9 protein-coding genes are annotated in these 12,310 nt (G+C 67.5%); 7 read left to right on the top strand and 2 right to left on the bottom strand.

Annotation, left to right across the window (positions count from 1 at the left end):
* Positions 1–61 precede the first annotated feature (61 nt).
* Positions 62–826 carry an IclR family transcriptional regulator gene (locus O3I_RS10635; RefSeq protein WP_014982910.1) on the bottom strand — a complete coding sequence of 255 codons (765 nt, stop codon included), beginning with the start codon at positions 824–826 and terminating at the stop codon, positions 62–64.
* Between the two features lie 168 nt (positions 827–994).
* Between O3I_RS10635 and O3I_RS10630 the strand changes: the two genes are divergently transcribed.
* Genes O3I_RS10630 through O3I_RS10615 form a run of 4 tightly spaced genes read left to right on the top strand, consistent with a single transcriptional unit; the run spans position 995 to position 5,649 of the window.
* Positions 995–1,819 carry a hydroxypyruvate isomerase family protein gene (locus O3I_RS10630; RefSeq protein WP_014982909.1) on the top strand — a complete coding sequence of 275 codons (825 nt, stop codon included), beginning with the start codon at positions 995–997 and terminating at the stop codon, positions 1,817–1,819.
* Between the two features lie 32 nt (positions 1,820–1,851).
* Positions 1,852–2,742, top strand: coding sequence for a 2-hydroxy-3-oxopropionate reductase (locus O3I_RS10625; RefSeq protein WP_014982908.1), 891 nt, complete (start codon positions 1,852–1,854; stop codon positions 2,740–2,742).
* Between the two features lie 2 nt (positions 2,743–2,744).
* Positions 2,745–4,520 carry a glyoxylate carboligase gene (gcl, locus tag O3I_RS10620; protein ID WP_014982907.1) on the top strand — a complete coding sequence of 592 codons (1,776 nt, stop codon included), beginning with the start codon at positions 2,745–2,747 and terminating at the stop codon, positions 4,518–4,520.
* Between the two features lie 7 nt (positions 4,521–4,527).
* On the top strand, positions 4,528–5,649 hold the full coding sequence (locus O3I_RS10615; RefSeq protein ID WP_014982906.1) for a glycerate kinase: 1,122 nt from the start codon (positions 4,528–4,530) through the stop codon (positions 5,647–5,649).
* A 75-nt stretch (positions 5,650–5,724) separates the two neighbouring features.
* Here O3I_RS10615 and O3I_RS10610 read toward each other — a convergent pair whose 3' ends face one another.
* The gene (locus tag O3I_RS10610) at positions 5,725–6,465 is read right to left on the bottom strand and encodes an IclR family transcriptional regulator (protein ID WP_014982905.1); all 741 of its coding nucleotides are present in this window, start codon (positions 6,463–6,465) and stop codon (positions 5,725–5,727) included.
* A gap of 92 nt (positions 6,466–6,557) precedes the next feature.
* Between O3I_RS10610 and O3I_RS10605 the strand changes: the two genes are divergently transcribed.
* From O3I_RS10605 to O3I_RS10595, 3 genes are all read left to right on the top strand, one after another.
* On the top strand, positions 6,558–7,724 hold the full coding sequence (locus O3I_RS10605; protein WP_014982904.1) for a pyridoxal-phosphate-dependent aminotransferase family protein: 1,167 nt from the start codon (positions 6,558–6,560) through the stop codon (positions 7,722–7,724).
* A gap of 187 nt (positions 7,725–7,911) precedes the next feature.
* Positions 7,912–9,273 carry an MFS transporter gene (locus tag O3I_RS10600; protein WP_014982903.1) on the top strand — a complete coding sequence of 454 codons (1,362 nt, stop codon included), beginning with the start codon at positions 7,912–7,914 and terminating at the stop codon, positions 9,271–9,273.
* An 84-nt stretch (positions 9,274–9,357) separates the two neighbouring features.
* A complete protein-coding gene (locus O3I_RS10595; protein WP_014982902.1) occupies positions 9,358–12,303 on the top strand; it encodes an FAD-binding and (Fe-S)-binding domain-containing protein in 2,946 nt (981 codons plus the stop codon).
* Positions 12,304–12,310 lie beyond the last annotated feature (7 nt).

The raw sequence follows: 12,310 nt of genomic DNA, 5'->3' as shown, positions 1-12,310 counted from the left end.
TCGGACAGGCAAGCTGAAGCAAGCAGGCTAACAACGACCGCCGCGCGCGGGCACCCGATATTCAGCTCAGGTCAGCCGAGAGCGCCTGGCTGACCTCGGTGAGCAGCGGCACCGCTCGCTCGACGAGTTCCTCGGACATCCGGCCCACCGGACCGGAAATGGAGATCGCCAGCTGGGCGGGCGCATCGGGCACCGCGACAGCCACGCACCGCACGCCGAGTTCCTGTTCGCCCTCGTCCATGGCGTAGCCGTGCTGCGCGGCGGTCGTCAATTGCGCGGCGAACTCGACCGGGTCGGTGATGGTGTGCTCGGTGTAGCGCGGCATGCCGGTGCGCTGCAACAGTTCTCGGGTCTGCTCGGCCGGCATCCCCGCCAGCAGCACCTTGCCGACCGCGGTGCAGTGCGGCAGCACCCGGCGGCCCACCTCGGTGAACATGCGCATCGAATGCCGTGACGGCACCTGCGCGACGTACACGATCTGATCGCCGTCGAGCATGGCCATGTTGGCGGACTCGCCGAGTTCGTCGACGAGCCGGGCCAACTGCGGGCGGGCCCGGACGCTCAGCATGTGCGCCGAACTCTCACCGAGCTTGATCAGCTTCGGACCGAGGACGTACTGACGCGACGGTTCTTGGCGCAGATAGCCGAGATCGACGAGCGTGCGCACCAGGCGATGAATGGTCGGCAGCGGCAGACCGGACGCCGTGGCGAGTTGCGAGAGGCCCATCATCCCGCCCTCGTCGGCCATCGTCTCGAGCAGGCCGAAAGCACGCTCGATCGATTGGACGCCGCCGGTCCGTCCTTTGGCTTCGCTCGCTGCGGTCACCAGGCCACCTCCATGTTTCCGGATGGCGGAAGTCTACCGAGGCCAGCCGACGGGCCGAGGCCAGCCGAACGCTGCGCGTTTTCCTTGACGAGGCCGGAGCCGGACTCCTAGCATATTCCACATAACAGAAGTCTTTTTCCGTATAGCGGAATTTACTCGGAGGTATCCGTGGGTCATTCGCTTCGCTACGCCGTCAACTGCTCACTCCTGTTCACCGAACTACCCCTGCTCGAACGGGCCGCGGCGGTCCGGGCGGCCGGGTTCGACGCGGTCGAGTTCTGGTGGCCGTTCGACCGCGCCGTGCCCGGCGACCGGGAAGCCGATGCGTTCGTCGCCGCGATCGCCGATGCGGGCGTGGCGCTGGTCGGCTTGAACTTCGCGGCCGGCAACATGCCGCTCGGCGACCGCGGACTGGTGTCCTGGCCCGCCAGGTCCACCGAGTTCCGCGACAACATCGACGCCACCCTCGCGATCGGCGAGCGACTCGGCTGCCGAATGTTCAACGCGCTCTACGGCAATCGGGTCGACGAGGCGTCCGCCGAAGAGCAGGACGCGGTGGCGACCGAGAACCTCGCGCTGGCCGCCGCGGCCGCGGCCCGGATCGACGGCACCGTGCTGATCGAGCCGGTCAGCGGCGCGACCCGATATCCGCTGCGCACCGCGGCGGAGGCGCTCGCGGTGCTCGACCGGGTGCAAACCGCCACCGGCGCACCGAATATCGCCTTGCTCGCCGACCTCTACCACCTGGCGGTCAACGGTGACGACGTGGACAAGGTGATCGCCGCGCACACCGCCCGCATCGCCCACGTCCAGATCGCCGACAACGACGGCAGGCACGAACCCGGCACCGGCGACCTGCCGCTCGACCAGCAACTCGGCGCACTCGAGGCCGGTGGCTACCGCGGCTGGGTCGGACTCGAATACAAGCCGTCCGGCGACTCCGCCGACAGCTTCGGCTGGCTGCCCCGCGAACGTCGCGGCGTCACCGCCTAACCACTGCCACGCAACAACTTCAGGGATATCGCATGAGCACAATCGCATTCATCGGACTCGGCATCATGGGCAGCCCCATGGCCGTGCACCTCGCCACCGCCGGTCACTCGGTGACCGCCTACGACCACAGCACCAACAAGGCCGCACCGCTCGTCGCGGCGGGCGGACGCGCCACCACCTCGATCGCCGACGCCGTGCACGGCGCCGAGGTGATCTGCGTGATGGTGCCCGACTCCCCCGATGTACAGGACGTGCTGGCCGGGGAGAAGGGCGTGTTCGACAGCGCCGAACGCGGCGCGCTGATCATCGACTTCTCCAGCATCCGGCCCGATGTCACGGTGGAACTCGCGAAACAGGCGGCGCAGCGGGGCTTCCGGCTGCTGGACGCCCCCGTCTCCGGTGGCGAAGCGGGTGCGGTCGGCGCCACGCTGTCCATCATGGTCGGCGGCGACGCGGCGGATTTCACTGCGGCACAACCGATCTTCGACGTGGTCGGCAAGACCGTCGTGCACGTGGGCCCCAGCGGCTCCGGCCAGACAGTCAAGGCCGCCAATCAGCTGATTGTCGCGGCCAACATCCAGGCCCTGTCGGAGGCTGTCCTCTTCCTCGAGGCATACGGCGTGGACACCGAGGCGGCGCTGCGCGTGCTCGGCGGCGGGCTGGCCGGGTCGAAGGTGCTCGAGCAGAAGAAGGACAACATGCTCTCGCGGACCTTCCAGCCTGGCTTCCGAATCGACCTGCACCACAAGGACATGGGCATCGTCACGGCCGCGGCCCGCGAAGCCGGCGTCGTGGTTCCGTTGGGCGCCTTGGTCGCCCAGCTGGTGGCCGCCGCCAAGGCGAACGGCGACGGCGGACTCGATCACAGCGCCCTGCTACGCGGGGTGGAACGCCTCAGCGGGCGCGCGGACAAGGAGAACTGACGATGGCTCGGATGCGTGCGGTTGATGCTGCGGTGGCGATTTTGGTGAAGGAGGGGGCGTGTCAGGCGTTTGGTTTGCCGGGGGCGGCGATTAATCCGTTTTATAGTGCGATGCGTGCGCATGGGGGGATGCGGCATGTGCTGGCGCGGCATGTGGAGGCGGCGTCGCATATGGCGGAGGGGTTCACGCGGGCGGTGGCGGGGAATATCGGTGTTTGTGTGGGGACGTCGGGTCCGGCGGGGACGGATATGATTACGGGGTTGTATTCGGCGAGTGCGGATTCGATTCCGATTTTGTGTATTACGGGTCAGGCGCCGGTGGCGAAGTTGCATAAGGAGGATTTTCAGGCGGTTGATATTGCTGCGGTGGCGGGGCCGGTGGCGAAGTGGGCGGTGACGGTGTTGGAGGCGGGGCAGGTGCCGGGGACGTTCGCGAAGGCGTTCCGGGTGATGCGGGAGGGGCGGCCGGGTCCGGTGTTGATCGATTTGCCGATTGATGTGCAGTTGGCTGAGATCGAGTTCGATATCGAGGCGTATGAGCCGTTGGTGGTGGGGCGGCCGGTGGCGTCGCGGGGGCAGGCGGTGAAGGTGCTGGGGATGTTGAACGCGGCGGCGCGGCCGGTGATCGTGGCCGGTGGTGGGGTGGTGAATGCGGATGCGGCGGGGTTGTTGGTGGAGTTCGCGGAGGTGACGGGGGTGCCGGTGGTGCCGACGTTGATGGGGTGGGGTGCGATCGGTGATGATCATCGGTTGCATGCGGGGATGGTGGGGTTGCAGACTTCGCATCGGTATGGGAACGCGACGATGCTGGAGTCCGATTTCGTGTTGGGGATCGGTAATCGGTGGGCGAATCGGCATACCGGTGGGGTGGAGACGTATACGCGGGATCGGCGGTTCGTGCATGTCGATGTCGAGCCGACGCAGATCGGGCGGGTCTTTTCCCCGGATTTGGGGGTGGTCTCGGATGCCGGTGCGGCGTTGGAAGTTTTTATCGAGGTCGCGCGGGAGATGAAAGCCGCGAGCACCCTCGCCGATCGGACGGAGTGGGCGGATCGGGTCAGGTCCCGGAAGCAGGAGGGGTTGCGGAAGACCCATTTCGATAATGTGCCGATCAAGCCGCAGCGTGTTTATGAGGAGATGAACCGGGCGTTCGGGCGCGATGTGCGTTATGTCAGTACGATCGGTTTGTCGCAGATCCAGGCGGCGCAGTTGTTGCATGTGTATCGGCCGCGGCATTGGATCAATGCGGGGCAGGCGGGGCCGTTGGGGTGGACGTTGCCTGCGGCGTTGGGGGTGGCGACGGCGGATCCGGATGCGATGGTGGTGGCGTTGTCGGGTGATTACGATTTCCAGTTCCTGATCGAGGAGTTGGCGGTCGGGGCGCAGTTCAATATTCCGTATATCCATGTGGTGGTGAATAATTCGTATCTGGGGTTGATCCGGCAGGCGCAACGGCAGTTCGATATGGATTATTATGTTCAGCTCGATTTCGACAACATCAACAGTCCCGAGGTCGGTGGTTACGGTGTCGATCATCTCAAGGTCGCGGAAGGGTTGGGCTGCAAAGCGATCCGGGTCTTCGAACCCGACAACATCGGTCCCGCACTGGAAGACGCGAAGAAGCTGATGGCCGAACATCGTGTGCCGGTGGTGGTCGAGGTCATCCTCGAGCGGGTCACCAACGTGTCCATGGGCCTCGAGATCGACAACATCGTCGAATTCGAAGAACTAGCCGCCTCCGCCGCAGACGCACCAACAGCCACAGCACTGCTGGACTGACGCCCCGATGCCACGCGTGCTGATCGCCTCCGACAAGTTCAAGGGCTCGCTGACCGCTGCGGCGGTCGGACGCGCCACCGCCGCCGGAATCCGGGAAGTACTGCCGGATGCGGCGATCTCCGTCGTCCCGGTCGCCGACGGCGGTGACGGAACCGTCGCCGCCGCGCTGGCCGCCGGGTTCACGGCCGTACCGGTGACCGCCGCCGGGCCGACCGGAGAACCGGTCGACACGGCTTACGCCCGGCGCGACGACCTGGCCGTGGTGGAACTGGCGGACGTCTCGGGGCTGGTCCGGCTGCCCGGCGGGGACTTCGCGCCGATGACCGCGACCAGCCGCGGCACGGGCGAGGTGATCGCCGCGGCGATCGCCGCGGGCTGCCGACACGTGGTGCTCGGCATCGGTGGCAGTGCGGGCACCGATGGTGGCGCGGGACTGCTGCGCGCCCTCGGTGCCCGCCTGCTCGACGCGGAAGACGCCGACATCGGTGACGGGGGTGCGGCTCTCACCGAGGTCGCCACCCTCGACCTCACGGCTTTGCGAGAGCGAACCGCCGGGGTCGAGTTCACCGTCGCCTGCGACGTGGACAACCCGCTGCTCGGCTCCCGCGGCGCGGCAGCCGTCTACGGGCCGCAGAAGGGCACGGACGCGGCGCAGGTGAGCATCCTCGATGCGGCACTGGGGCATTGGGCCGACGTTGTCGCCGCGACGACCGGCAGCGATCTCCGCGACACTCCAGGGGCGGGCGCGGCCGGCGGCGTCGGCTTCGCGGCCATCGCAGTGCTCGGGGCCCGGCTGGCGCCGGGCATCGAATTGGTATTGGACCTGGTCGATTTCGACCGGCAGCTCGCTCAGGCGGATCTGGTCGTGACGGGCGAGGGCACGCTCGACGAGCAGACGCTGCACGGCAAAGCGCCCGCGGGCGTCGCGGCGGCAGCAGGCGCGGCGGGCGTACCGGTGGTCGCCGTGTGCGGACGGAACACGCTGCCGGAGTGGCGCTTACACGAGTCCGGTTTTACGGCCGCGTATTCGCTGCTGTCGATCGAGCCCGACGTGCGGCGCTGCCTCACCGACGGCGAGGTCCTGCTGCGGCAGCTCGGGGCACGGATCGCCGCCCGGCACCTGTCCTGACCGCACGCCTTCCGGTTTCGCGCACCCGGCTCCGGCCCGCCCGCGGCGGGTGCGCGAAAACGGTTGCGCCCCGGCTCACTTGCTCAGGCGCGCACCGATCGTGTGCGCCGCCTCGCGCACCGCGGCGCCCCAGGCCGGCTCGGATTCGGCCGTCAGCCTGCTGATCGGCACGTTCACGCTCAGGCTCGCGATCGGCTTAGCCGCGCCGTCCAGGACCACCGCCGCTACCGCGCCGACATCGGAGCGCCATTCGCCGCGGTTCACCGCAAATCCGCGCGCCTTGATCTCGGCCAGCTCCGCCTGCAGCGCCGCCGGATCGGTGATCGTGGTGTCGGTGTAGCGCGGCAGCTCACCGGCCACCAGCTTGCGCACGGTATCGGGATCGCTGTGCGCGAGTACGGCTTTGCCGTTCGCGGAGGCGTGCAGCGGCAACGAGTGTCCCAGCGCCATGTTGGTGCGCACCGGCTTGTCGGTCTCGAGCCGCTCGATCAGGACCATCTTGCCGTCCTCCGGGATGGTCAGGTGGATGGTCTCCTCGGTGCGCCTGCGCAGGTTCTCCATGATCGGCAGCGCCACTCCGCGCAGCCCGAGATCGCCCCCGGCCCGGCTGCCGACCGCCAGCGCCTTCGTGGTCAGCACCCACCGGGTGATCTCCCCGGACGCCGGGCGAATCCACCCGGCCGTGTCCAGGGTGACCAGCACCCGCTGCACCGAACTCTTGGGCATATCCAGCACTCTCGACAATTCGCCGACGCCGATCGGCTGCCGGGCCGCGACCTCCTCCAATACCCGCAGCGTGTTGAGGACATTGCGCAAAGTCTTGACTCCTCTATCTCACATCCCTACCCTTGCTGAACCTTCTCACGGCACAGTGTGCCATAACACGGCACAGATTGGAAATTGATGTGATGACCGCGCACAGCGGACGGCATTTCCTGCAGATCCCCGGACCGACCAACGTCCCCGACCGGGTACTGCACGCCATCGCGCAACCGACCATCGACCATCGCGGGCCCGAGTTCGCCGAACTCGCGCTCGATCTGCTGAACCGGCTCAAACCGGTTTTCGGCACCGGCAACCCGGTTGTCGTCTATCCCGCCTCCGGCACCGGAGCCTGGGAGGCGGCCCTGGTCAACACCCTTTCCCCGGGCGATCGCGTAATCGCCTTCGAGACCGGCCATTTCGCGAGCCTGTGGCGGGACATGGCCGAACGCCTCGGCCTGACCGTCGATTTCGTGCCGGGCGACTGGCGCCACGGCGCCGACCCGACGGCCCTGGCCGAGCGCCTCGCCGCCGACACCGGACACGAAATCGCGGCGGTGATGGTCGTGCACAACGAGACCTCGACCGGTGTCACCAGCCGGATACCGGAGATCCGCGCCGCCATCGACGAGGCCGACCATCCGGCGCTGCTGCTGGTCGACACGATCTCGTCCCTGGGATCCATCGACTACCGGCACGACGACTGGGGCGTCGACGTGACGGTCGCCTGCTCCCAGAAGGGGCTGATGCTGCCACCCGGGCTGAGTTTCAACGCGATCAGCGATAAGGCCCTGGCGGCAGCGACGACAGCGCGACTGCCGAAATCCTTCTGGGACTGGACGCCGATCCTCGACAACAACGAGCGCGGCTTCTACCCCTACACACCCGCGACCAACCTGCTCTACGGCTTGCGCGAAGCCCTGCTCATGCTCGAGGAAGAAGGCCTGCCGAACGTCTTCGCACGACACCGCCGGCACGCGGCCGCCACCAGGGCCGCCGTACACGGCTGGGGCCTGGAGGTGTTGTGCGCCGACGAGCGTGAATACTCCGGCGCGTTGACCGCCGTGCTGCTCGGCACCGAGTACGACGCGGACAAGGTGCGCCGAATCATCCTGGAGCGCTTCGACATGTCGCTCGGCACCGGGCTCGGCAAGCTCGCCGGACGCGTCTTCCGGATCGGCCACCTCGGCCACTTCAACGATCTGATGCTCGCGGGCACGCTGTCCGGCGTGCAGATGGGGCTCGAGTTGGCGGGCGTCACCGTCGACCCCGCCGGGCTGCCCGCCGCGCTCGCGGTGTTACGCGCCGAATAGCGCTCGGCGCGCGCCGAATCTGTTCTCGTCCCGTCCCTTTCGCTCCCAGCTGGGCCCCCGCTTCGACAGCCTCCTGCTCGACTCTCGATGCTCCGCCACGAGCGACTCTCACCCGGCTCCCCCACGAGCCGGGATCCGATATTCCACCGGCGCCGATCACGCCGGTCACCTACGAGGAGGTAGGTCGTTGTCCGAGCGGACCTCTCCCATCCGGCGCTTCTCCGAAATGAAGCGCTGGACCTATATTTTGCCGGTCGTCGTCTTCATCTACGTCATCTGTTATATCGACCGGACCAATATCAGCTTCGCCCTCACCCATCTCGAAGCCGATATGGGGCTCACCAAGGCGCAGCAGGGCCTCGCGAGCGGCATCTTCTTCTGGGGCTACCTGCTACTGCAGATCCCCGGCGGCTACATGGCCGAAAGATGGAGTGCCAGAAAGTGGATCGCGATCCTGATGGTGCTATGGAGCGTGGCCGCGATGGCCCAGGGCTTCACCAACTCCGTCGGCCAATTGCTGCTGGCCCGATTCCTGCTCGGGGTGGCGGAGGGCGGCGTACAACCCGCGCTGATGGCCACCATCCGGTCGTGGTTCCCGTTCGCCGAACGCGGTAGGGCCTACGCGATTTTCAAGCTGTACACCCCGATCGCGGCGATCGTCGCCGCGCCGTTCTCCGGCATCCTGCTGACCTACACCGACTGGCGCTGGATGTTCATCATCCAGGGCGGCGCGCCGCTGATCGTCGGACTCATCGCCTGGCTCGCGGTGATTCGCGATACGCCGGCCAAGGCGGGCTGGTTGTCGAAGAACGAACGCGACTACATCGAACGTTCCCGGCTCGAGGAAGGGGAACCGCTGCAACACCGTGGCACCTTCAAGGCCGCGTTCACCAGCCGGATCGTGTGGCATTTCGCCCTGATCTACACCCTGACGCAGATGGGCTTGCTCGGCCTCACCCTGTGGCTGCCGAGCGTGTTGAAGAAGGCGTTCCACACCGATATGAAGGTGGGTCTCGTCGCGATCCTGCCCCAGATCGCGGCGGGCGTGGCCATCATTCTCATCGGCCGGTCGGCAGACAAACGGGGCGGCCATATCGCACACATGTCGCTGGTACTCGGTGCGGCGGCGATCATCCTCGGTGGCGCGAGTTTGATTTCACCGCAACAGAAGTGGCTGGTGCTGGGGGCGATGATCCTCGGCACCGCCGCCTCGATCGCCTGGTACGGCCCGTTCTGGGCGACGGTCACCAAGCTCGTACCGGTGGCCGCCGCGGGCGCGGGCTTGGGGCTGATCAACGGCGTCGGTAACCTCGGCAGCTTCTTCGGGCCGTACATCGGCGGCTGGCTCAGCGATCTCAGCGGCGGTGGGTACGCGCTCACCCAGGCCTTCTTCGGCGGGGTGTTCGGCGCCGCAGCGCTGCTCGTGCTGACCTTGCGCAAAAAGTTGCGCGAGGCAACGCAATCGATGGTGGTCGAGCCACTCCCGGTCGACAAGGCACGGGTCGAGCCGGCGCAGCAGTCAGCACCGGATCGGGCCCCGCTCGTCTGAGTACCACGGCGGCCGGTTCCGCAGAGCGGGCCCGGCCGCCGTGTCCCCCTTCGGCGAACTCCCACGGATCCAGAAGGAATCCCCATGAACTCCCCCACGATCGACAGCGCGGCAGCCGAGGTGTCGGCCCGCTTGGAGCGCGCCCTGCGCGAAACCATGACCGGCGAGGTGGCTTTCGACGACTACAGCCGCCACATCTTCGCCCGCGACGCGAGCATGTATTCGATAATGCCTGCGGGCGTGGCCTTTCCCCGTGACGCGGACGACGTCGCGGCGGCGGTGCGCGCGGCAGGCGAACTCGGGGTGCCCATCGTGGCGCGCGGCGCGGGCACGAGCTTGGCCGGGCAGACCATCGGCCCCGGTCTGGTGCTCGACCTGTCCCGGCACATGAATCGGATCGTGCAGCTCGACCCGGTGGCCCGCACCGCGCTGGTCGAGGTCGGGGTGGTGCAGGACCAGCTCAACCAGGCCGCCGCCGCCCACGGGTTGATGTTCGGGCCGGACACTTCGACCAGCAACCGCGCCACCATCGGCGGCATGATCGGCAACAACTCCGCGGGCAGCGGTTCGCTGACCTACGGCATGACGATCGATCACGTACGGGCGCTGGACGTGGTGCTCGCCGACGGCTCCCGGGCCAGGCTGGAATCGGTCGACGAGCTCGAGCGTAAGCGCCGCGCCACCGCGCCCACCTTGGAAGGCCGGATATACCAAGAGCTTTCGGATCTCGTCACGGCCAACGTGGACATCATCGAGGCCGGTATGCCGGTGTTCTGGCGCCGGGCGGGCGGGTACCGGCTCGACCGGCTGGTGGGCTTCGGCGCCGAGAAACCGTTCGACCTCGCCAAATTCGTGGTCGGCGCGGAGGGCACGCTGGTGATCGTCACACATGCGCTGGTCGACCTGGTGCCCAAGCCGGCCCGGACGGTCTACGCGGTCGGCCACTTCACCGACACCGTGAGCGCGATCGCGGCCACCACCGACGCACTGAGCTGCGACCCGAACCAGGTCGAGCTGATGGACCGCACCATTCTCGAATTGTCCAGGCAGAAGATCGAATACGCCGAACTCGGCACGATCCTGGTCGGCGATCCCGGTGCGCTGCTGTTCGTCTCGTTCAGTGGTGACGACGAGACGCGCCTGGTCGCCGAGCTGGACCGGCTGGAGGCGCTCTGGCAGCGCAACGGGCACGGCTATCACACACTGCGCGCCGTCACGCCCGCCGATCAAACGGCATTGCTGAAGGTCCGCAAATCCAGCCTCGGGCTGCTGATGGCCGCGGGTGAGGGCACCCGCCGCCCGCTCGCCTTCGTCGAGGACACCGCCGTGGACCCGGTGCACCTGACCGAATACACCAAGCGGTTCAAGGAGATTCTCGACGAGCACCAGATGCAGGCGGGGTTCTACGGCCACTGCTCGGTCGGCTGCCTGCACATCCGTCCGTTCGTCGATCTCACCCGGCCCGACGAGGTGGCCAAGATGCGCACGGTCGCCGAGGCAGTGCAGAAACTCGTCGCCGAATACGGCGGGGTGAACTCCAGTGAGCACGGTGACGGTCTCGCCCGCAGCGAGTTCAACCGCGAGATCTTCGGCGACGAGCTGTACGAGACGATGCGAAAAGTGAAGCGGCTCTTCGATCCCGGCAACATCATGAATCCGGGCAAGATCGTCGACGCGCCGTCGATGACCGAGAATCTGCGCGACCGCGACGCACTGCCGCCCGCGCCGCCGCTCACCACCGCACTGAAGTTCGAGGTCGTCGGCGGCATGCGCGGCGCGGCGGATCGCTGCATGAACATCGGCCTGTGCCGCAAAGCCACCACGGGTGTGATGTGCCCGTCCTACATCGCGACCAAGAACGAGGAGCACGCCACCCGCGGCCGCGCCAACGCGCTGGTCAAGGCGCTCTCCGCGCCGGATCCGCATGCCGCGCTCGGCGACGAGCGGTTGCACGAGATCCTCGATCTGTGCCTGATGTGCAAGGCGTGCAAGAGCGAGTGCCCGATGAGCGTGGACATGGCCTCGCTCAAAGCCGAGACCCTCGCACATCATCACGAGATCCACGGAACACCCCTGCGCTCCAGGGTTTTCGGTTCGATTCGCGCGCTCAACCGGCTCGGCTCGGCGACCGCGCCGCTGTCGAACCTGCCCGGCCGGATCGGTTTCGCGCGGCGGATGATGGATCGCACGCTCGGCATCACCGCCGCTCGTCCGCTACCGGTGTTCCAGCGGGCCAACCTGATTCGCGGCTTCCGCAAGCATCGGCGGGCCACCCCGGCTGTGCCCGCCCCGCTGGGCACCGTCAATTGGCTCGCCGATTCCTTCACCACCTATACCGAACCGCACATCGGCATGGCGGCCATCGAACTGCTGGAACTGGCGGGCTGGCAGGTGGAACTCGCGAGCGGCGGCTGCTGCGGCCGTTCCAGTATGTCCAAGGGACTGCTCGACGACGCCCGGAAAAAGGCCGCGGGACTGATCGATTCGCTCACCACGCACACCGAGCCGGGGTCGCCCATCGTCGGCTGCGAGCCCTCGTGCCTGTTCATGCTGCGCGACGAGCACGCGGCGCTGGTGCCGGACGTGGACGCGGTGCGCGCGGTCGCGGCCCGAGTCAAACAGGTGGAGGAATTACTGGTCGAGGCGATCGACGCGGGCCGGCTGTCGCTGAGCGGCGCTTTCGCCGGTCGCCGGATCGTGTTCCACGGGCACTGCCACCAGAAGGCCGAGGTCGGCACGGCCGCGACGATGGCACTGCTGCGGCGGATTCCGGGGGTGCAGGTCGAAGAGATCAACTCCGGCTGCTGTGGCATGGCGGGCTCGTTCGGCTTCGAATCGGAGCATTACAACACGTCGATGGCGGTCGGCGGCGACCGGCTCTTCCCGGCCCTCGCCGCGGAACCGGACGACACGATCGTGGCAGCGACCGGAGTGTCGTGCCGGCAGCAGATCTTCCACGGCGCGGGACGCACCGCCTGGCACCCGGTCGAGCTGGTGCGCGAGGCACTGGCCGGGCCGGCCGGCGAATAGGAGACAA

The organism is Nocardia brasiliensis ATCC 700358 (assembly GCF_000250675.2).
Taxonomy (GTDB): domain Bacteria; phylum Actinomycetota; class Actinomycetes; order Mycobacteriales; family Mycobacteriaceae; genus Nocardia; species Nocardia brasiliensis_B.
The sequence above is the reverse complement of the archived record's forward strand: the minus strand, read 5'-3'. Positions and strand labels throughout refer to the sequence as shown.